The following is a 21,505-nucleotide window of genomic DNA, read 5'->3' on the forward strand; positions in this document are numbered from 1 at the left end:
TTCGGCAGATTTAGCTGATCAATAAGAAAAAAATCTGCTTTATCTGCAAAATCTGCGAGAGAATACAAACAAGTAAAACGGCTTTCCAGACAAAGAAAAACTATGTTCCTATGTGTTTAAAAAACTAACCACTAAAAAATAAAATCATGGAAACTAAAAAACAAAAAACTTGGGTAATAATCGCCATTATCATTTTAGGAATAATCGCCTTTTTGATTCCGAATCAAATCGCAGCACAAACCGGAATAAAACGTACTGACTTACAAAAACACGATTTAAGCATTCCGGGAAGAGAAACCGTTCAAGCCAAAATAGATTTCGACGGACATACCGCTTTCGGAAAACATTCTCATCCGGGTGAAGAAATCATTTATGTATTAGAAGGTTCACTTGAATATGAAGTAGAAGGCCAAGCACCAGTAACCTTAAAAGCTGGAGAAGTTCTTTTTATTCCAGCAGGAGTTGTTCACTCCGCTAGAAATAATACAAACGTAAAAGCATCAGAACTGGCAACATATATAGTCGAAAAAGGAAAACCGGTTTTGGTTATGAAGAAATAGTTTCAGGTTTCAAATTGAAGTGCGAATAGTTTAACCGCAAAGTGCGCTAAGGATACACAAAGTTTCGCAAAGTTTTTGTTTCCCGCAGATTTCGGAGATTGAGCAGATTTGATTAAATAATTTGAAACGAATAAAAAATAGTCTGCTAAATCTGCAGAATCTGCGAGAGAAAAAATCATTTTAATCCTTTAACCTGTGGCTAAAAAAATATAAGAATATAGAGTTTTACGGCTAAACTACTCACATTTCACAACTTGACCCTTGTCCATTTCACCTTTTACTTTGTCCACTTCGGCTTTTTTCTTCTTTTAAAACGAGGATTGTCGAGATACCTTTGACGAAGAAATTAACTGATAATCAACTAATAAAAAAAATAATAATTATGAAAACGATATTAAAAATCAAAAACAGAATTACAAACGCAGTTCTTTTAATTGCCTTTATTTTAGTAAACGCAGCAGCAATTGCACAAACAGAAAAACAAGACGGTTCACTAGGAACTTTAAAACAAATCAACGCCGGATTATTAAACGTAGGATATACTGAAGCTGGTCCTTCAAACGGAACTCCGGTAATCTTACTTCACGGATGGCCTTATGACATTCACAGTTACAATGAAGTAGTGCCAATTTTAGTTTCAAAAGGCTATCATGTATTTACACCTTATTTAAGAGGTTCAGGAACAACAACTTTCCTTTCAAAAGACACTTTCAGAAACGGACAACAAGCAGCTTTAGCAACTGATATTATTGCTTTTATGGATGCTTTAAAAATTGACAAAGCAGTAGTTGGCGGATTCGATTGGGGAGCTAGAACTGCAGTAGTTATGGCGGCACTTTGGCCGGAACGTGTAAAAGGTTTGGTTTCGGTAAGTGGTTATTTAGTAGTGAATTTAGAAGCTAACTTAAAACCATTACCTCCAAAAGCCGAATTAGGATGGTGGTACCAATATTATTTCGCAACTGAAAGAGGAAAATTAGGCTACAGCCAAAATACATATGAATTCAACAAACAAATTTGGCAGATCGCTTCTCCGTTATGGAATTTCGACAAAGCTACTTACGATCAAACAGCACAATCTTTTGATAACCCAGATCACGTTGCAATTGTAATTCACAATTACAGATGGAGACAATCGCTTGAAGCAGGAGAATCTAAATACGACAGTTTAGAAAAACGCCTTGCAGCAAGACCGGAAATTAAAGTACCAACCATTACAATAGGAAGTGATTTTGACGGCGCTTTTGCAGATGGAAAAGCATACGCAAACAAATTCACCGGAAAATACGCCCACAGAATTCTAAAAGGAATAGGACACAATGTTCCGCAAGAAGACCCAAAATCATTTGCACAAGCGATAATTGACGTAGATGGGATGAAATAAATTCCAATTACGCATAATCTTGTCATTCCGAGGAACGAGGAATCTCCACGAGAAACTCTACAAAGATTGGCGACATTCCTGACGGAGTTACTTACGAAGATTTCTCCTTCGTCGAAATGACAAGATTGTGGGAAAAATAAATTCCAACAAATAATCTAAAATCTAAAATCAACAATCTAAAATTTTTTAAACATGGAAACAAAAATCTTATACACAGGAAAAACACACACAACAGGTGGTAGAGAAGGCGCTTCTCAAAGTTCAGATGAACAATTGAATATCAAATTAAGTTCACCGGGAACATCGCGTCCGGGAACAAATCCGGAGCAGTTATTTGCTGCAGGATGGTCAGCATGTTTTATTGGAGCATTAGGAATCGCAGCTTCGAAATTGGGAGTTAGACTTCCGGCAGAAACGGCAGTAGATGCAGAAGTAGATTTATGTGTAACTGAAGAAGAATATTCTTTACAAGCACGTTTAAACATCAACCTTCCGGGTATTGATCGTGAAACTGCGGAAGCTTTAGCGGCTCAGGCACACCAAACTTGTCCTTACTCAAAAGCAACAAGAGGAAATATAAACGTAGAGATTAACATCCTTTAATTTCTAAGTTGTTTAACCTGCAAGGTTTTCAAAACCTTGTAGGTTTAAATTATAGACTTTCTAAATAAAAAAAATACCTGTAAGGTTTTAAAACCTTGCAGGAAATAAATAGGAATCATGAAAAAGATAAAAATAATAAGTGCTTTTACAATGCTGTTTTTCTTAACAGGAAACACCATTTTCAGCCAAAGCAATCAAGATAAAAAAGGTTTTGCTCTTTTAGAATTATACACTTCCGAAGGCTGTTCGAGCTGTCCACCAGCAGATGAATTATTGGGGAAAATTCAAAATGAATTAAAAGATAAAAATGTTTACGTACTTTCTTATCACGTTGATTATTGGGACAAACAAGGCTGGAAAGACATTTTCAGTAATGCCGATTATACCAAAAGACAATACGATTATGCAAAATACATGGAGAAAGATCCAATCTATACACCGCAGGTAATCATAAACGGAAAAATAGATTATATCGGTTCTCAGGAAACAAGTTTACGAAACGGAATTAAATCGGCACTTTCAAAACCTGCTTCGACGAATTTAAGCTTAGAAGCAAGTCAAAATGCGAATTCTATTGCTGTGAATTATAATGTGGAAGGAACTTCAAAAAACAGCCGTTTATTAATTGCTGTAGTTCAAAAAGAAGCCAAAAGCAATGTAAAAAGAGGGGAGAATGCTCATAGAGTTTTATCTCACTATCAAATCGTTCGTAATCTGCAATGGGTAGATTTAAACAAAGTAAAAAAAGGAACAGCATCGGTTCATCTTCCTAAAAATTATAATACACAGGATTTTGAGATTATTGGGTTTGTACAGGATATGAATTCAGGGGTAATTTTAGAAGTAAAACGAGCTTAAATTTTTTCTTTCTCGCAGATTTAGCAGATTAGCAGATTTTTTTTCCTTTCTTATCTGCAAAATCAGCTAAATCTGCGGGAGAATTAAAAATATATTTCACGCAGATTTGACAGATTCAGGCAGATTTTGTAGATTCTATTCCCAAACAATTTGCGAATAAAAACTTTGCGCCTCTGCGGCTTTGCGAGATTAAAAAAAATACCTCGTCACATTTGTCATTTCAAGGAACGAGAAATCTTCGCAAGTAGCTCCATACAGTATGTCGCCAATCTTTGTAGAGCTTCTCGTTGAGATTTCTCCTTCGTCGAAATGACAATACTTTGGGCTGACTTTTTAAATCTGCATAAAATCTTTTTTCAAAATAAAACTATCTTTGACAAACAGGAAAAAAAACGATACAATTATGGAAAAATCAAAACGTTTTCAGGTTTCGCTCAAAATTATTTTGGGAAGCTCAATTGCACTTGCAATTCTGGCTTCAATTCCAAAATTATTTGATGCCGATTCTACGCCTGGAGACATCATCATAAACTCTTCAATTACACTGCTGTTTTCCCTTTTTATATGGTATTACAACATTTATAGTTTACCCAAATTTTCCTCGCAGCGCACCAATAAAAGTCTGTTTAACTGGAAACTTTTACTAAGTGTTGTTTTGGGGATTTTGCTGATGGTGATTCTCGTAATTGCACATCAGGAACTTTTTCAGGTTTCAAAAATGGACGCGCCAATCATGTTCGAGCTTCGAGGTATTTTAATCAATTTGATTGTGTATATGTTTCTGCATTTACTTTTTCAGAATTACCAAACACAGCAAATGGGAGTAGAGTTGGAACGTACCAAAGCAGTACATTTAGGAGCGCAGTACGAATTATTGAAGCAGCAGGTAAATCCGCATTTTTTGTTTAATAGTTTAAATACTTTAAAATCGATGGTTGATATGCAGGATCCGCAGAGTTCTGATTTTATTCTGAAATTATCTGATTTTTACCGATTTACTCTCGAAAGCAGAAAAATGGATTTGATTCCGTTAAAGGAAGAATTACAAATTTTAGATTCGTATGTATATCTACTGAAAGCCCGTTTTGAAGACGGATTTGAAGTGATAAAAGAAATCGACGAAAAACAATACGATTGCGCGATTCCGCCTTTTTCGCTTCAATTATTAATCGAAAACTGTATCAAACATAATGTTGTTTCGCTTGATAAACCTTTGAAAATTAAATTATATACCGAAAATGATTTTCTAGTAATTGAAAATCCAATTCAGCTGAAACGAGGCACTTTGTCAACCGGCGTTGGACTGAACAATATCAATCAGCGTTTTCTGCATTTGGTTAACAAGGAAATTGAAATTGATAAAACCGAAACCCTTTTTAAAGTAAAAATACCACTGATTTATGACTATCGTAATAATTGAAGATGAAATAAAAACGGCCAAAGCACTTGGTCAGCTAATTTTGAGTATCAGACCCGATGCTCAAATTTTGTCGTATATTCAAAGTATTGACGGAGCTGTAAGTTATCTTCTAGAAAACGATCAGCCCGATTTAATTTTTATGGATATTCAGCTTGCGGATGGTTTGAGCTTTGAAATCTTCAAAAATGTAGAGGTTTTGTCTCCGGTAATTTTCTGTACTGCTTTTGATGATTATGCTATCGACGCTTTCAAATCAAACGGAATCGATTATGTCTTAAAACCTTTTTCAAGAGAAAGTATTTCTCAGGCAATTAAAAAAGCAGGTGAACTGAAAAACTTCTTCCAAAGAAATAAAAAAATGATGCCTGATTTCGATTATCTCTTAACGAGAACAGGAGAAAATAAAGGAAAAAGCAGTTTTTTAGTTTTTAAAAACAATAAATATCAAACGATTCAAACAGAGAATATTGCCTTTTTCTACATCAAAAACGAAACCCCAACAATCGTAACTTTTGATAAAACCGAATATCAAATCACACAATCTCTGGATGAAGTTCATAAGCTTTTATCAGCCATTCAGTTCTTCAGAATTAATAGACAGTATTTGGTGAACTTTTCGGCAATTAGAGAAGCAGAGCATTATTTCTCAAGAAAATTGATTCTCAAACTTACCATTCCAACTGAAGAAAAATTATTAGTAGGAAAAGAAAAAGCAACAGCATTTTTAAGCTGGCTGGAGAATAGATAGTTTTTTTAGTGGTCAGTGATCAGTTTTTTTTAATGATCAGTTTTAGTATCAGTTTAAAGAATTAACCTAATGCAGTTTGTCATTTCGAGGAACGAGAAATCGCACACGAAACTCGCCAAAGATTGGAGAATTACTGTGCGGAATATCTGGTGCGATTTCTCGTTCCTCGAAATGACAAACTGTGACTAAATCCTGCGACTGATTACTAAAAAAAACTGACCACTGACCACTAAACCTTAGAAGGCGGTAACCCAAACTGTTTCTTAAAAGCAAACGAAAAATGCGATAAATCCTCAAATCCCACTTCTAAATAAACTTCCGAAGGTGTTTTTCCTTTTTCCTTAATTTGATAATAAGCTTCCTGTAATCTTTTCTGAATGAGCCAACGACTTGGGGAAAGATCAAAAATACGTTGAAAATCCCTTTTGAAAGTCGCTAAACTTCTTCCCGTTAAATAAGCAAAACGGTCTAATTGTACATTAAAATGAAAATTCTTTTTCATAAATGCTTCCAAATCAATTTTTCCGGGTTCATTGAAATCGAATAAAATATCTTTTAATTCCGGATGACATTGCAGTAAAATAGTAATGGCTTCGTTTACTTTTAAAGTTTGAAGTTCTTCATTGATCAATTGATCCTCATTGATATACGGAATCAGCGAATTCATAAAGCTTTTCAATAACGGAACTTCTTTTAATTGTAAAACCATTTCCGTTTCCGGACTTTTAATCAAACTTGTTTTCTGATTGTATTGTATAGAGTAATCCCGAAGTGCTTCCTGATTCAGATAAATCGAAATAGACTGAAAAGCGGTATTCGGATCAGGTTGTTTGATGAATTTTATGAGCTGATTTCTTCGGATAAATCTAAAATCGCCAGGATTAAAAACGTATTCTTTATTGCCATTATTTAAAGTCAAAATTCCCGAAATCTGAAAACTCAAAACATGTTGTGCAGCAAATTGCTCGCCTTCGCGATTTTGTGTGTAATAGCAGGAATACGCAATTGGCGAGGTTTTCTGATTTATTTTTGAATCGTTCATATCACAAATTTATAAAAATTAAAGTTGGAGAATATTTTAAACACATAGAAACATAGATTATATTCTAAATAAAAGATGTTTTAAAAATCTAGATTTTCACACATAGTTTTGTGTTTTAAACAAAAAACTTAAAATAATGTTTCCCGCAGATTTAGCAGATCAAGCAGATTTTTTTTTATTTAATCTGTGTAATCTGCAAAATCTGCGAGAGAGTATCAAACTATGTTTGTTCAAAACAAGTGAAACGCCTTTATAGACAAAGAAAAACTATGTCCCTATGTGTTTCATTAACCATTGATAATGCTTATTTCTTACCAGTATACCATTTTCCCTGAGCTGAATCAAAAAAACTTCCAGAATCCTCATGATCTGTAGACAAACTTACATTCATCCATTTTTCCATTTCTTCCGTTCTGTTTTGATCAGCGTTTTGTAAAATTCCAATTGCCTCGCTTCCCAAAACAAGATGTACAGGCGGATTTGGATGCGAAGCCAGATCAACCATTACTTTAGCCGCTTTTTCAGGGTCACCAACCGGAACAAAATTTCCTCCTTTAAAGAAATCGGTACGTTGTTTCACCATTTCATAGCCTTCAATATCTTCGGCATACGTCATCGATGCGCCAGCCCAATCCGTACGGAAACCGCCTGGTTCAACGCTCGTAACCAAAATTCCAAGCGGAGCAACTTCTTTGGCTAAAGCCTCAGTAAATCCGCCTAAACCAAATTTCGCTGCCTGATACATGGTTAAACCTGGATTTCCAACGCGTCCGCCAACAGAACTTATTTGTAAAATTCGGCCAGAACCTTGTTTACGCATAAAAGGCAGAACGGCACGTGTAATTTCAATTGGTGCGTATAAATTAGTTTCTAACTGACTTCTAACTTGTTCACTTGTATAAGCTTCCGCAGCGCCAATAATTCCGAATCCGGCATTGTTAACCAATACGTCAATTTTTCCGAAATATTCAACAGCTTTATTTACGGCCTGATGAACTTCATCATAATTGGTAACATCTAATTTCAAAGGCAGAATCTGATCCTGAAATTTTTCTTTCAAATCATTTAACTGATTAATGTCTCGTGCAGTTGCAGCTACTTTGTCTCCGCTTTCTAAAACTGCTTCAGTAAGATTACGTCCTAATCCTCGAGAGCTTCCTGTAATAAACCATATTTTGTTCATTGTAATTGTGTTTTTAAGTTCATTACAAATTTACGTCGGGAATGAAGGTTGTTGTTTTGTTGAAAAGCTCAAATTTATTTGTTTTAAGGCTCAAGGGTGTTTTGCCGCGAAGACACAAAGGCGCTAAGTTTTGTTTTTGCCACAGATTAAAAGGATTAATGGATTTTTTTATTTCACGCAGATTTAAAAAGATTTAAGCAGATGTGCGCAGATTATTTAAAAAAAAATCTGCGCACATCTGCTTAATCTGCGTGAAATAAAAACTTTGCGTCTTCGCGACTTTGTGGCGAAAAAAATTAGTTAACTGTATAAGTTGCAGTATATAATCTTCTAAACATTATATAAGTAACACTTACCATAACAAAAGCAATAATAGCATCAATAGTTGCAGGAAAACCTAATACAACCAATTTTGAAAAGAAAGCGAAAATAATGTCAAAAAATACTCCGGCAAATACCCATTCTTTTAATCGTAATAGTTTATTCGGAATTAATAATGTGATAACTCCTGAAACTTTCATTACACCCAGGATGTAAATAAAATGAGCTGGATAACCTAATAGTTGTGTAATTTCCCAAACCAATTTGTTGGTTGTAAGTTCAAAAAATCCGCTGGCACCAAACCATAAAGAAGTTAAAATAATTCCTGTCCAATAAATAATTTTTGTTGTTTTTGCATTCATGATTTTAAATTTTAAGTTGTTAAACAGGACAAATTTGCGGCAACGGCAATCGGTTTCATATTCAAATTTTGGTGAAACGGACAAATTCAAATCCGAAATAGACAATCAATAAGTTCATTTGATTTTATAACTTTACAAAAGATTTTCAAACCCAATAGTCACCATTTAAAATGGAAGCCAAAACACTTTTAAAAGAACATATCGCCAAAACAGTTTCGCTGACAGAGGAAGAGTTTGATTATTTCTTTTCGCATTTCAAATCCTTATCTTTTAAAAAAGGGCAAACAATTATTAGCGCAGGCGATAAAGTAGATTGTGAGTATTTTGTGATTTCGGGTTGTTTAAAGGCTTTTTATATTAATGACGAAATCAAAATGTACATTTTACAGTTTGCGATGCCAACTTGGTGGACATCTGATTATAATGCACTTTACAACCAAACTCCGGCTGCTATAAATGTTGATTGCATTACGGACGCCGAAGTGCTTTGCCTTTCTAACACCGACCGCGAAAAACTCTGCACCGAATTTCATCAGGTGGAACATTTTTTTAGATGGAGAACGAATAAAGGCTACATCGCTTCTCAAAAAAGGCTTTTATCTTTTATGAATAATAACGTCAAAATTCGTTACGAAGAACTTTTGGCTTTATATCCTCAATTATACAATTTAGTTCCAAAGCATTTGATTGCGGCTTATTTGGGTGTTTCGAGAGAAACCCTTAGCCGACTTTATAATTCTTAGTTTTTGTAGCCCACGGATTTTACGGGTTATTTTTTTGTTTTGCGTAGATTTTGTTTCTCGCAGATTTTTTATCGCTATAAAAATATTGCCTGTGGTTTCAACCACAGGGGTCTTGATTATGGCAATACTTTGCGTTCCAGCGGTTGAAACCGCTGGCTATATTTAAAATTCGATATCAATATAAAAACCTTTGTCTCTTTGTCCCTTTGCACCTTTGAACCTCAAAAATAAGAATGTGATCTACATCACGTAACCAATTTCCATAGTCGCCGTTCCTTTGTACTGTACTTTTAAATACAACAAAAAATGGAAACAATAAATTTTAAAATCGTAAGCTCAAACAGCAGCGTAGAATGGACTGGTAGAAAAGTTACTGGTGCACATAATGGTACAATTGGTATCAAAAATGGTAATTTCATCTTTAATGATGGAAAAATAAAAGGAGGGAATGTTGTTATCGACACCACTTCGATTAAAATTCTGGATGTAACAGATCCGGCAACGAACACTCAATTTGCAGGACACCTTGCATCTGATGATTTTTTCTCTATCGAAAAATTCCCAACAGCAACATTAGATATTTTAAACGTAAAAGAAATATCAGGCACAACGTATTACCTTGAAGGAAACCTGACTATAAAAGATATTACACATCTTGTTGGGTTTGAAGTACAGGTAAACAGTAACAACAATACACTTTCACTTGGAGGTAAATTGATTATCGATCGTACCAAATACGATATCAAATTCCGTTCAGGAAATTTCTTCAAAGATTTAGGAGACACACTAATCTACAACGACTTTGAGCTAGATTTCAATATCACTGCCGAAGCTGTTTTTACAGGACAATCTAAAAACTAATTATCATGCCTTACGTAAAAATCGAATTGACCCGCGAAGGAGTAACACGCGGGCAAAAACAACAATTAATCAGCGGCATTACCAACCTGATTACAGAAGTATTAAATAAAGATCCGCATTTGACTCACGTTGTGATTCAGGAAATCGAATTAGACGATTGGGGTTATGCAGGAGAACAAGTATCAGTATTAAGAGAAAAAGGCATTACAGCCGATAAAAAATAAAAATCATGAAAAAACAAACAATAATCGTTACCGGAGCAGCTTCTGGTATCGGAAAAGGAATCGCTAAATATTTCTTAGACAGAGGCGATAATGTGGTTATAAACTCAGTTACAGCATCTTCATTAGAAAAAACTTTCAATGAATTTGGTGCAGGCGAAAATCTTGCAATGTTTGCGGGAGATGTAAGCGATAAAAAAACAGGTGAGCAATTGGTTAAAATTGCTTTAGAAAAATTTGGTTCTGTAGACGTATTGGTTAATAATGCAGGGATTTTTGCCAGCAAGCCATTTTTAGAAGTAGACGAAGCGTATCTAGATACATTTTTGAAAACCAACCTAAAAGGAACTTATTTCACTACACAATCTGTGCTTCCGCAAATGCTGAAACAACAAGGCGGTGTTGTAATTAATATCGGAACTCCATTAGTAAATCACGGTTTAGGCGGATGGCCGGCTTCGGCTCCAATTGCCAGTAAAGGTGCAATTCATGCTTTAACAATTCAGTTAGCAGCAGAATTTGGAAAACAAAACATTCGTTTCAATACCGTTGCTCCGGGTGTAATTCGTACGCCAATGCACGGAGATAACGCAGATAAAAGTGCCGGTTTGCATTTATTAAACAGAGTAGGAGAGATCGATGATGTTTCTGAAATGGTCTACACAGTTGCTAAAAGCAATTTTATTACCGGATCAATCATCAATGTTGATGGCGGAAAAGGTGCAGGACACAATTTAAATTAAGGTGAAAACTATATTATTAACTGCTTTTATGCTCTGGAGTTTTCAGGGCATAAAAGCTCAAAATACTAGTAAAATGGAAAATCAAATAGAAATTCAGGCTATTACCGATGCAATAGAAAACTATTATTTTAAAGGCATTTATGAAGGTGATGAATTATTGCTTGGCAGTATTTTTCAATCCGGGACATTTCTTTTCGGAGATATAAACGGACAACCCTATTTTAAAACCGTTGATTTGTATTTAGACGGCGTTAAAAACAGACAAAGCCCAAAGGATTCGGGAAAATCTTTTAAAGGTGAAATTTTACATATAAGCGTTGTAAATTCTATCGCTGTAGCGGAATTAAATGTTAAAATGTACGACTTTAATTATAGGGATTTTTTATCTTTCCATAAGATTAATGGCAAATGGCTTATCGTCAATAAAATGTTGACTGATACCAATAAATAACTTAAATTTGAAGCTATGTGGTACAATACAAAAGCTAAGGAACTGTTAGGGATTGACTATCCAATTTTGCAAGGCCCTTTTGGGGGTAATTTATCAACGGTAGAATTAACAGCGACGGTTTCAAATCTTGGCGGATTAGGTGGTTACGGTGCTTACACTTTAAGTCCACAGGAAATTTACGAAGTAGATAAACAAATAAAAGCAGCCACAGATAAGCCGTATAATATTAATCTTTGGGTTTCAGATCATGATATTCCGGATGGAGGTTTAACTGATGATCAATTTGAAAAAACAAAAGCGATTTTTAAATCTTATTATGACGAACTTGGAATTCCGTTACCGGAAAAACCAGCGCCATTTCAATCGAGATTCGAAAACCAGTTACAAGTTATTTTAGATGTTAAACCAAAGGTTTTTAGCTTTATGTTTGGCGTTCCTTCAGATGATGTTTTAGAGCAGTTTAGAAGATTAGGAATTGTTACTGTTGGTGCTGCTACAACACTTGATGAAGCCATTTTTCTGGAAAGTAAAGGAGTTGATATGATTATCGCTTCGGGTTTTGAAGCAGGCGGACACCGTCCTTCTTTTTTAACCAACGCCGAAGCATCTGTAACCGGAACTTTTGTTTTACTACAATTAATGCGCGAAAAAATAAAAACACCAATCATTGCAGCTGGCGGAATTGCCGACGGAAAAGGAGTTGCCGCAGCCTTAACATTAGGCGCAAGCGCAGCCCAAATAGGAACCGCTTTTTTAGCTGTCGATGAATCGAATGCATTGCCAATTCACAGAGAAATGTTATTTTCTGATGCTGCAAAATATACAACGCTTTCACGCGCATATACGGGAAGATTAGGTCGAGGCATTACAAGCCGAATTGCAAAAGATATAATTGGAAAAGAATCGAACATTCTGCCTTTTCCATTACAGACTACTTTTATTTCTCCATTGAGAAAAGCTGCACTCGATCAGCAAAAATGGGATATGATATTATTTTGGGGAGGACAAATTTCGTCAATCTTAAAACATACCAAAGCAAAAGAATTGATGCATTCTTTGATTGAAGAAACTACGGCGTATTTTGATGGATTAAAGTCATAGTTCCTCGGAATGACAAGCGGTACGATAATTTCTGTTTCAATACAAACTCATTTCAAAAAACGGAATGAGTTTTTTTATGCTTTTTCTACAGTAAAAAAACAGAATTAGTCAATTTTATTCTATCAAACGTATGAATTTCCATTATAAAATAAGGAATTATTAAAAATTATAATCTGATTTAATTATCTAAAAATCAATCATTTGTATTTTGTATAAAATGTTTTTCAATTAAAATTCAAAAAAAATAAATTTAAACACTACTAATTCGGTAGAATTAATATATATTTGTGTCACAGAAAAATTCTGAATGATACTTATCCAGAAAGACTGAGGGAGTAGGCCCTATGAAGTCTTAGCAACCTGTTACCGAATAAGGTGCTAAATCCTTCCCGCTTGCGGGACAGATAAGAAAGATTGGCGCAAATCTGAATAAGATCATCATTGTTGAAATTATTTATTTTTTAAAATGAAAACCAAACTACATTTTTTACACGACAGTGACGAACTTTTGAATTCAATCTTCGAAGAATATAGTCTTGCTGGTTTCCGAATGCGAAAGCATTAAATTCTCTCATTTCTTTTTAAATACTATTTGCTAAAGGCCTTTATAAATTGGCTTAAGGAATTCTTTTGCTCCAATATTAAACGATAATAAAAATCATATCATCACCTTAAAATCAAAATAAAATGAAAAAAATACTATTAGGTTTTGCCTTATTTCTTGGAGTTGCACAAACTCAGGCGCAAGAAAATAATTTACAGTTAAAAGGAACTGTTGTCGATACAGTTGCGCAATATGTGTATTTGCAAAAATTCCACAATAAAATGTTTACCACTATAGATTCGGTAAAAGTGAAAGACGGAAGTTTTAGTTTTAAAACTAAAGTTAAAACACCAGAATTATACGGATTAAGTGTAAACACAGAGGATTCTCCATTGTATATTTTCCTTGAAAAAACGCCTATTACAGTAAAATTAAGCCCGAAGAAATATTATACAAGCTCTGTAGTTGAAGGTTCTGAATCTCAGAATTTATTCGATGCCTATAAAAAATCAAAAGATGTAGAAATCAGTAAATTCATTACAGAAAATCCTAAATCTATTGTTTCGGCTTATGTATTGTACAGAAACTGGTCGTATAGATTAACGCCGGAACAAATCACTCAAAACATTGCTTTGCTTGATAAAAGCCTGCAAAGTACCACTTACGTGAAAGAACTAAAAGAACTGGTTACTGTTTTAGACGGATTAGCGGTTGGTAAAAAAGTCCCAGATTTTACTGCTAATGATCCGCAAGGTAAACCAGTTCGTCTTTCAGAAAATTTAAAAGGCTATACTTTAGTTGATTTTTGGGCTTCATGGTGCGGACCTTGCCGTAGAGAAAACCCAAATATTGTGGCAGCTTACAAAGAATATCATGACAAAGGATTTAACATCGTAGGTGTTTCTTTAGATAAAAAGAAAGAAAACTGGATAAAAGGAATTCAGGATGATAATTTAACATGGACTCATGTTTCTGATTTACTTTTCTGGAACAGTGCAATTGCTAAATTATATGGCGTAAGAGCGATTCCTGGAAATTATTTAGTGGATTCAAAAGGAATAATCGTTGCGAAAAACCTTCATGGAGAAGAATTGCAAACTACACTTAAATCACTTTTAGGGCAGGCAAATTAATTTTTTTTAAACACATAGAAACAGAGATTATATTCTAAATAAAAGAGATTTGAAAAAATCTAGATTTTCACACATAGCTATGTTTATTAAAACAAGTGAAACGCCTTTTACCACAAAGAAAAACTATGTTCCTATGTGTTTAAAAAAAACAATCAATAATAAATTTAGTTAATTAAAATGATAAAGGAAATGAATGCTATTGAGACAACAGAACCAATTGAATTGGAGTGTTACTTCTCTAAATTTAGAGAAAATACAATAGGAGTAGATCACCGTTTTAAATCCGTTTACGGAAATCAAAACCTGCTTTATGCAGATTGGGTTGCCAGCGGAAGATTATATGCTCCAATTGAGGATATTATGCTCAATAAAATTGGTCCAATGATTGCCAATACGCATTCACTTTCTAGTCAGACTGGAAAAACTTCAACGCACGCTTATCAATATGCGAGAGATATCATTAAGAAATCAGTAAACGCAAATACTTCTGATGTTTTGGTGACTACGGGAAGCGGAATGACTGCCGCTTTATCAAAACTGCAAAGAATAATGGCTTTGCGAACGAATGATGAACAAGATAAACCTGTTGTTTTTATCACGCACATGGAGCATCATTCGAATCAGGTTTCGTGGTATGAAACCAACGCCGATGTTGTGATTCTGCCACCAGATGAAAATAATTTAGTCGATCCCAAAATTCTTTCGGAAGAAATTAAAAAATATGCTCACAGAAGCTTAAAAATAGGTTCGTTTACGGCTTGTTCCAATGTTACGGGAATTATTACGCCTTATCATGAATTGGCCAAAATTATGCATCAAAACGGCGGACTTTGTTTTGTTGATTTTGCAGCTTCGGCACCGTATGTCAAAATCGATATGCACCCAAAAGATCCGGAACAGCAATTAGATGCTATTTTCTTTTCTCCGCATAAATTTTTGGGAGGGCCGGGAACCTGTGGTATTTTGGTTTTCAACGAGAAATTATATAAATCTGAATTTCCGGATAATCCGGGCGGCGGAAATGTAAAATGGACCAATCCTTTAGGCAGATATTGTTATAGCGAGGTCATAGAAGTTAGAGAAGATGGCGGGACACCAGGCTTTCTACAAGTAATAAGAGCTGCTTTAGCTTTAGAATTAAAAGATAAAATGGGAGTGGCAAACATCAAAAACAGAGAAAAAGAACTGCTTGCTCTTTGTTTTTCGAGACTTCAAAAAATAAAAGGTTTGTCAATTTTAGGAGATTTAAAAACAGAAAGAATCGGCTGTGCTTCTTTTATAATCGAAGATATTCACTATAATTTAATCGTAAGGCTTTTAAATGACCGTTTCGGAATTCAGGTTCGCGGAGGCTGGTCATGTGCAAGTACTTATGCGCATTATTTGTTTTATATAAACGAAAAGAAATCAGCACAAATTACAAACGAACTTTTAGAGAAAAATCAAACTAATAAACCCGGCTGGGTACGTTTGTCGCTGCATCCGATTACGACAAATGATGAGCTTAATTTTATTTGCGATGCAATTGAACAAGTATCTTTACATTATAAAAAATGGAAGAAAGATTACGAATATAATTCAGTAACAAATGAATTTGAAAATTCTGAAATTAAAGAAACTATAGCTGAAGAAGTAAATGAATGGTTTAAGTTGGATTGATTTTTTTAAACACATAGAAACATAGATTTTTTTAGTTTTTATAAAAGTTGATAAAAAGAAACTAGTTTCTAACACATAGTTATGTTTGTTTAAACAAAGGAAATTTAAAAAGCATGTTTATCATTCCTCGTTCCTCGGAATGACAAATACTGACTAGCTATGTTTGTTTAAACAAGTGAAACGCCTTTTACCACAAAGAAAAACTATGTTTCTATGTGTTTAAAAAATTAAACAGCTATACTTTTGTATAATAAAGCAATAAAAATGAAAGCAATTGTATTACAGGAAAACCGGGAATTTCAATTAGAAAACGTAGAAATTCCGCAGCCCGAAGAACATCAGATTCAGGTAAAAATTAAAGCTTCAGGTTTTAATCCGATTGATTATCAAATGACGGAAGACGGATCTGAAAGAAAGCTTTTGCACTCTCCAATTCTGGGTCGGGAGTTTTCAGGGATTGTATCGGCAATTGGTAAAAGTGTAACTGATTTTAAAATTGGCGATGCTGTTTTCTGCGGATCAGGAAGTATGGGTTCTAACGGAACTTATGCAGAATATATTTGCGTTCCCGAAGCAATTGCGGTGCATAAACCTGCGAATATTTCTTTTGAAGAAGCTGCTGCAATTCCATCAGCAGGATTAACAGCTTTGCAAGCCTTTAAACGTATAAATGCCATTTTTTCTGATTCCATATTAATTACAGGCGCTGCTGGCGGAGTTGGGAATATGCTTGTGAAACTGCTTCTGGCAAATGGCTTTCAAAATTTTGTAGTTACAGCCGGAAATGAAAGTAGCATTAACGCATTAATTGACCTTGGTGTAAAACCAAAACAAATCATCAACTATAAAAAAGAAGAAATTTACAAAACTGCACTTTCTTTAAACGGAAATAAAACTTTTGATATTGCAGTTGATTTAGTTGGAAACAACGTGGCAGAAATTGCTGCAAAACTTTTAAAAACCAATGGAACTTATGTTGATGTAACCAATTTTTCTACTCCGGAATCGCGAGGAATTCTTTTTAGTAAAGGAGCCTCAATTTTAAACATCTCCAATTATGCGTACGGACTTGAAAAACGTTACGACTATTACAAAAACGGATTAAATGAGCTAAGGTTACTTTTGGATCGAGAAAAAATTACGCCACCTGCTATTTCAATAGTCGGAGAATTAGAAGTAAATACAGTAGAAAACGCCCATAGAATACTTCGTGAGAATAAAACGGAAGGAAAAAAGTTAATCATGAAAATTTAGATTTTTTTTCACGCAGATCCTGCTGATGTTTAACCGCAAAGTTTTTTGCCTCCCGCAGGTTTGGCAGATTGGTTAATTTTGTGTAATAAATTCAGAAAAATAATCTGCTCAAATCTGCCAAATCTGCGTGAAAAAATCTTTTTAATCCTTTATATCTGTGGCTATTATTTTAAACACATACAGAGGCATTTTTGTCATTCCGAGGAACGAGGAATCGCACTAGAAACTCCATAAAGTATATCGCCAATCTTTGACGAGTTACGTGTGCGATTCCTCGTTCCTCGGAATGACAATTCAAAGCAATCGTTATAGTAATCTACTATTTTGATAGGTTAATAAAAGTTTTAATGGTTTTTATACTAAAATTAAAATTATCTGTTTAAATTTGCAGCAACAATGAGAAATAATAGCCAGAAAATGAATAATTATTATAGCTACAGCATGATGTGCTGGGATGCTTTATGATTGTTTGGCTTATATATAAATGATATTATTTATTTCAAAAAGCCTTTCAAATAATTATGAAAGGCTTTTTTGTTTTTAAACCTGAATTGAACAAATGATTGAATTAAAAAACGTTACCAAAACTTTTCATCAAAAGGACAGAATCGTTTCTGCTTTAGATGATGTTTCGCTAAAGGTGCCGCCCGGGAAAATTTTTGGTGTTATTGGAACTTCCGGAGCTGGAAAAAGTACACTAATTCGTTGTGTAAACCTTTTAGAAAGACCAACTTCTGGAGAAATTATTGTAGATGGAAAAGCTTTGATGCAATTATCAAATGCTGAATTGGCTACAGAAAGAAGACAAATAGGGATGATTTTTCAACACTTTAACCTGCTTTCTTCGAGAACTGTTTTTGATAATGTTGCTTTCCCGCTTGAATTGATTGGAACTCCAAAAACAGCCATTAAAACCCGTGTTTTAGAATTACTGCAATTGGTTGGTTTAGCTGAAAAAGCATACGATTATCCGGCAAGTCTTTCTGGCGGACAGAAACAAAGAGTTGCGATTGCGAGAACATTGGCCAATAATCCGAAAGTTTTGTTGTGTGATGAAGCTACAAGCGCACTTGATCCCGCAACAACGCGTTCAATTCTGAATTTACTGAAAGACATTAACCGTCGTTTAAATATTACCGTTTTATTGATTACACACCAAATGGAAGTCGTTAAATCGATTTGTGATGAAGTTGCGGTAATCAGCCACGGAAAATTAATAGAGCAGGGAAGTGTAGGTGAAATTTTTGCCGATCCAAAACATGATTTAACAAAAGAGTTTATTGCTTCGTCGCTTCATTTGGAGATTCCAGACGTTTATCAGGAAAAACTACAAAAGACAGATAACGGAAGCCTAAATCCGTTATTAAAGCTTGAAATGACCGGAAAATCGGTTAATGAACCTGTTATTTCAGAGGTTTCAAGATTGTTTGACACCAATTTCAAAATCGTAAGCGCGCAGATGGATCAGGCCGGAGATGTAAACTTTGGCGTTATGCTGATCGAATTATCAGGAAAACGTGAGAACTACGACGCTGCCATTCAATATTTTATTTCAAAACACATTAAAACAGAAATCATAGGTTATGTCTGATTCTATTATCGCTTTATTATTAAATGGAACCTGGGAAACCATTGTTATGACATTTGTGTCTGGCTTTTTCGGTTTCCTAATCGGACTTCCAACGGGAGTTTTACTTTTTCTTACCCGAAAAAATCAAATACTCGATCAGCCGGTTTTAAACAGAACTTTATCGGTTATTGTAAACGTTTTTCGTTCCATTCCGTGCATTATTTTAATCGTTTGGATGATTCCGTTTACACGTGCTATTGTTGGAACTTCTATTGGAGTAAGTGCTGCTTTAGTTCCGTTAAGTATTGGCGCGGCACCGTTTATCGCCCGTTTGGTTGAAAACAGTTTATTAGGTCTGCCATCGGGATTAATTGAAGCTGCAAGAGCTTTAGGAGCAACGCCTTTACAGATTGTATATAAAGTATTACTTCCAGAAGCTTTGCCATCATTAATAAACGCAGCATCGATTACTTTAATCACTCTTGTAGGTTATTCTGCAATGGGCGGAGCAGTTGGAGCGGGCGGTTTAGGACAGGTTGGTTATCAATATGGATATATTGGTTATGATGCCGTAACGATGAATTCGGTTTTGGCATTATTGGTTATTTTGGTTTTCCTTATTCAGTTTATTGGAGACAGATTATCAAAACATTTTGATCACAGATAAGTATCAATTAAAAATTAGGAATTAAAAATTAAAAATAGATTTGTCATGAAAATAAATTTCTTGAAAACAGCCGGAATTTTAGCTTTATCATTGGTTTTAGCTAATTGCGGAAAAAGTAAAAACAATGATCCGCATTTTATAAAAGTTGGTGTAGCTTCCGGACCTGAATTAAAAGTTGCTGAAGCAGCTAAAAAAGTAGCCAAAGAAAAATTTGGACTTGAGGTTGAATTGGTTTCTTTCAACGATTATGTAATTCCAAACGAAGCTTTAAGTCAGGGTGATATTGATGCAAATGCTTTTCAGCATAAACCTTATTTAGATGAGCAGTCTAAACAACGTGGTTATAAATTGGCAATCATCGGAAATACATTCGTTTATCCGATTGCGGCTTATTCAAAAAAAATAAAAAACCTTTCTGAATTGAAAAATGAAAGTACTATTATTATCCCAAATGATCCAACAAATGGCGGACGTTCGTTATTGCTTTTACAGAAAAATGGTTTATTAAAATTGAAAGATGGTGTTGGTTTATTACCTAAAGTAACAGATATAGTAAGTAATCCTAAAAACTTAAAAATATTAGAGTTAGAAGCGCCTCAATTGCCTCGTGCTTTAGACGACGCTAATGTTTCGATTGCAATTATCAACAACACTTTTGCTTCTGCAGCAGGATTGGTTCCGTCACGAGATGCCTTGTTTGTTGAAGATAAAGATTCTCCTTATGTAAATCTTGTAGTAAGTCGTGAAGACAATAAAAACGAAGAGAAAGTAAAACAGTTTTTACAGGCTTTTCAATCTCCGGAGGTTGAAGCTGCAGCCGAACGTGAGTTTAAGGGCGGCGCTGTGAAAGGATGGTAATAATAATTGTGAGTTGTTAATTGTGAATTGAACTTTGACAACTAATTATTTGATATAAAAAAGGCAGATGAAATTGTTTCATCTGCCTTTTTTATTTTATTGTATTTTGTTTGTGGCTTCAAATCTTTTTTTTGAAGCTTATATTAGACCCAATTGTCTCGCTTTATTAATAAGCTCGGTATCACCGCCTTTTTCTAATAATAAATGGCTTTTAATATTTGCTTTTCGCTTTTCAATTGAACTCATTGAAAGCGGAATATGATTTGGAATATTAACGGTTTTAACGCCTTGAGATAAAAGAATTAAAATCTGACTGTCGTATTCGTCCCAATTTAAATTTCGGTGCGTTAATTTCTTCTGAGATTTGATAATCTCATCGCTGTAAATTATTTCCCCTTTTAGAATTTTTTGGCAGATAGCCGGAAAAGATTCAAAATTAACTTCACTTTTTGATATAAACCCGTCGGGAGCAATAGTTTTTATAATTCTGTTTACGATGAAGGCTTCGGTATGCATTGTCAGCAATAAAATTTTGCAGGAAGGAAGTGCTTTTCTAATGGTTATTGCCAAGTCAATACCATTAGCAATATTGAATTCTTCATAAGGCGGAAGATTAACATCCAGAATAGCAAAATCCAGTCTGGTGTTTTGTTTTTCAAGCAGCATTATCCTTTTATAGGCAGTCTCGCAATTGTATTCTTTTAGGAAGATGGGTTCAACTGTATCAAAGCAATCGTCAGACAGAAGGTTGACATAACTGTCTACCGTCATAGGATGATCATCAACAATTAAAATATTAAGTGACATTATCGTAAAATTTAAACAAAATTAAACAATCTTACGGATTTTCCGTAAAATATGCAACTTTTTTGGATGTTTTTTTGCAAAAACATAAAAATAACACACCATGAAAAGTAAAGTAATTCGTATTCTTTTTGCATCAATTTTAATGATGAATTTATCTTGTACAACTGATGATCTTGACAACCAAGATTTTAATTCATCCGAAAAAAAAAAGCTTAATAACCAAATCAGCAAAGATGAAACTGTTAACTCCAAAACAATTGACTCTTTAAAAATCAGTTATAATTTACAAGTGAGCGCTCCAGATGGAGATCCGCTAAATCCAAAAATTAAATAAAACATGTTCGACTCTATTCACTGAAGACTATAATACTGATATTGAAGTATTATAGTCTTCTTTATTTATAATATATTT

23 protein-coding genes and 1 riboswitch are annotated in these 21,505 nt (G+C 34.4%); of the genes, 19 read left to right on the forward strand and 4 right to left on the reverse strand.

Annotation, left to right across the window (positions count from 1 at the left end):
* Nucleotides 1-146: 146 nt before the first annotated feature.
* The 6 genes from ACODSB_RS12445 (at nucleotide 147) to ACODSB_RS12470 (ending at nucleotide 5,573) form a co-directional block, all read left to right on the forward strand.
* Nucleotides 147-560, forward strand: a complete 414-nt coding sequence (locus tag ACODSB_RS12445; protein ID WP_488937287.1) for a cupin domain-containing protein — start codon at nucleotides 147-149, stop codon at nucleotides 558-560.
* A 382-nt stretch (nucleotides 561-942) separates the two neighbouring features.
* Nucleotides 943-1,944 carry an alpha/beta fold hydrolase gene (locus tag ACODSB_RS12450; protein ID WP_488937288.1) on the forward strand — a complete coding sequence of 334 codons (1,002 nt, stop codon included), beginning with the start codon at nucleotides 943-945 and terminating at the stop codon, nucleotides 1,942-1,944.
* A gap of 192 nt (nucleotides 1,945-2,136) precedes the next feature.
* A complete protein-coding gene (locus ACODSB_RS12455) occupies nucleotides 2,137-2,547 on the forward strand; it encodes an organic hydroperoxide resistance protein (RefSeq protein WP_488937289.1) in 411 nt (136 codons plus the stop codon).
* A gap of 117 nt (nucleotides 2,548-2,664) precedes the next feature.
* The gene (locus tag ACODSB_RS12460; protein ID WP_488937290.1) at nucleotides 2,665-3,405 is read left to right on the forward strand and encodes a DUF1223 domain-containing protein; all 741 of its coding nucleotides are present in this window, start codon (nucleotides 2,665-2,667) and stop codon (nucleotides 3,403-3,405) included.
* A 403-nt stretch (nucleotides 3,406-3,808) separates the two neighbouring features.
* Nucleotides 3,809-4,825, forward strand: coding sequence for a sensor histidine kinase (locus ACODSB_RS12465; protein WP_488937291.1), 1,017 nt, complete (start codon nucleotides 3,809-3,811; stop codon nucleotides 4,823-4,825).
* Nucleotides 4,806-5,573, forward strand: a complete 768-nt coding sequence (locus tag ACODSB_RS12470; RefSeq protein WP_256635112.1) for a LytR/AlgR family response regulator transcription factor — start codon at nucleotides 4,806-4,808, stop codon at nucleotides 5,571-5,573. The genes ACODSB_RS12465 and ACODSB_RS12470 overlap by 20 nt, the downstream gene beginning before the upstream one ends.
* Before the next feature lie 229 nt (nucleotides 5,574-5,802).
* On the opposite strand, the gene ACODSB_RS12475 is transcribed toward ACODSB_RS12470, so the two are convergent.
* From ACODSB_RS12475 to ACODSB_RS12485, 3 genes are all read right to left on the reverse strand, one after another.
* Nucleotides 5,803-6,615 (reverse strand): helix-turn-helix domain-containing protein, encoded by an 813-nt coding sequence (locus ACODSB_RS12475; RefSeq protein ID WP_488937292.1) that lies wholly within the window; start codon nucleotides 6,613-6,615, stop codon nucleotides 5,803-5,805.
* A 304-nt stretch (nucleotides 6,616-6,919) separates the two neighbouring features.
* The gene (locus tag ACODSB_RS12480) at nucleotides 6,920-7,798 is read right to left on the reverse strand and encodes an oxidoreductase (RefSeq protein ID WP_488937293.1); all 879 of its coding nucleotides are present in this window, start codon (nucleotides 7,796-7,798) and stop codon (nucleotides 6,920-6,922) included.
* A gap of 296 nt (nucleotides 7,799-8,094) precedes the next feature.
* Nucleotides 8,095-8,481: a DoxX family protein gene (locus ACODSB_RS12485; protein ID WP_488937294.1), complete on the reverse strand. Its 387-nt coding sequence runs from the start codon at nucleotides 8,479-8,481 to the stop codon at nucleotides 8,095-8,097.
* A gap of 170 nt (nucleotides 8,482-8,651) precedes the next feature.
* Between ACODSB_RS12485 and ACODSB_RS12490 the strand changes: the two genes are divergently transcribed.
* The 12 genes from ACODSB_RS12490 to metQ all read left to right on the forward strand — a co-directional run bounded on the left by ACODSB_RS12490 (nucleotide 8,652) and on the right by metQ (nucleotide 20,286).
* Nucleotides 8,652-9,224: a Crp/Fnr family transcriptional regulator gene (locus ACODSB_RS12490; RefSeq protein WP_488937295.1), complete on the forward strand. Its 573-nt coding sequence runs from the start codon at nucleotides 8,652-8,654 to the stop codon at nucleotides 9,222-9,224.
* A gap of 306 nt (nucleotides 9,225-9,530) precedes the next feature.
* Nucleotides 9,531-10,085: a YceI family protein gene (locus tag ACODSB_RS12495; protein WP_488937296.1), complete on the forward strand. Its 555-nt coding sequence runs from the start codon at nucleotides 9,531-9,533 to the stop codon at nucleotides 10,083-10,085.
* A 5-nt stretch (nucleotides 10,086-10,090) separates the two neighbouring features.
* On the forward strand, nucleotides 10,091-10,309 hold the full coding sequence (locus ACODSB_RS12500; protein ID WP_056198604.1) for a tautomerase family protein: 219 nt from the start codon (nucleotides 10,091-10,093) through the stop codon (nucleotides 10,307-10,309).
* Nucleotides 10,310-10,314: 5 nt separating this feature from the next.
* The gene (locus ACODSB_RS12505) at nucleotides 10,315-11,049 is read left to right on the forward strand and encodes an SDR family NAD(P)-dependent oxidoreductase (RefSeq protein WP_488937297.1); all 735 of its coding nucleotides are present in this window, start codon (nucleotides 10,315-10,317) and stop codon (nucleotides 11,047-11,049) included.
* A 73-nt stretch (nucleotides 11,050-11,122) separates the two neighbouring features.
* On the forward strand, nucleotides 11,123-11,500 hold the full coding sequence (locus ACODSB_RS12510) for a nuclear transport factor 2 family protein (RefSeq protein ID WP_488937298.1): 378 nt from the start codon (nucleotides 11,123-11,125) through the stop codon (nucleotides 11,498-11,500).
* Nucleotides 11,501-11,515: 15 nt separating this feature from the next.
* The gene (locus ACODSB_RS12515) at nucleotides 11,516-12,601 is read left to right on the forward strand and encodes an NAD(P)H-dependent flavin oxidoreductase (protein ID WP_488937299.1); all 1,086 of its coding nucleotides are present in this window, start codon (nucleotides 11,516-11,518) and stop codon (nucleotides 12,599-12,601) included.
* Between the two features lie 311 nt (nucleotides 12,602-12,912).
* Nucleotides 12,913-13,012: riboswitch (SAM riboswitch) on the forward strand.
* A 276-nt stretch (nucleotides 13,013-13,288) separates the two neighbouring features.
* The gene (locus ACODSB_RS12520; protein ID WP_488937300.1) at nucleotides 13,289-14,278 is read left to right on the forward strand and encodes a redoxin domain-containing protein; all 990 of its coding nucleotides are present in this window, start codon (nucleotides 13,289-13,291) and stop codon (nucleotides 14,276-14,278) included.
* A 189-nt stretch (nucleotides 14,279-14,467) separates the two neighbouring features.
* A complete protein-coding gene (locus ACODSB_RS12525; RefSeq protein ID WP_488937301.1) occupies nucleotides 14,468-15,937 on the forward strand; it encodes an aminotransferase class V-fold PLP-dependent enzyme in 1,470 nt (489 codons plus the stop codon).
* A gap of 264 nt (nucleotides 15,938-16,201) precedes the next feature.
* On the forward strand, nucleotides 16,202-17,191 hold the full coding sequence (locus ACODSB_RS12530) for an NADP-dependent oxidoreductase (protein ID WP_488937302.1): 990 nt from the start codon (nucleotides 16,202-16,204) through the stop codon (nucleotides 17,189-17,191).
* Between the two features lie 559 nt (nucleotides 17,192-17,750).
* Nucleotides 17,751-18,782, forward strand: coding sequence for a methionine ABC transporter ATP-binding protein MetN (gene metN / locus ACODSB_RS12535; RefSeq protein WP_488937303.1), 1,032 nt, complete (start codon nucleotides 17,751-17,753; stop codon nucleotides 18,780-18,782).
* Complete coding sequence (locus ACODSB_RS12540) at nucleotides 18,775-19,428, forward strand: methionine ABC transporter permease MetI (RefSeq protein WP_488937304.1); 654 nt, start codon at nucleotides 18,775-18,777, stop codon at nucleotides 19,426-19,428. Before metN ends, ACODSB_RS12540 begins: the two co-directional genes overlap by 8 nt.
* A 45-nt stretch (nucleotides 19,429-19,473) precedes the next feature.
* Nucleotides 19,474-20,286 carry a methionine ABC transporter substrate-binding lipoprotein MetQ gene (metQ, locus tag ACODSB_RS12545; RefSeq protein ID WP_053472746.1) on the forward strand — a complete coding sequence of 271 codons (813 nt, stop codon included), beginning with the start codon at nucleotides 19,474-19,476 and terminating at the stop codon, nucleotides 20,284-20,286.
* Nucleotides 20,287-20,424: 138 nt separating this feature from the next.
* Here metQ and ACODSB_RS12550 read toward each other — a convergent pair whose 3' ends face one another.
* The gene (locus ACODSB_RS12550) at nucleotides 20,425-21,093 is read right to left on the reverse strand and encodes a response regulator (RefSeq protein WP_180857553.1); all 669 of its coding nucleotides are present in this window, start codon (nucleotides 21,091-21,093) and stop codon (nucleotides 20,425-20,427) included.
* Nucleotides 21,094-21,193: 100 nt separating this feature from the next.
* Here ACODSB_RS12550 and ACODSB_RS12555 point away from each other — a divergent pair, with 100 nt between their 5' ends.
* On the forward strand, nucleotides 21,194-21,427 hold the full coding sequence (locus tag ACODSB_RS12555) for a hypothetical protein (protein WP_053472744.1): 234 nt from the start codon (nucleotides 21,194-21,196) through the stop codon (nucleotides 21,425-21,427).
* The last annotated feature ends 78 nt before the right edge of the window (nucleotides 21,428-21,505 follow it).

The organism is Flavobacterium sp. FG68 (assembly GCF_057808895.1).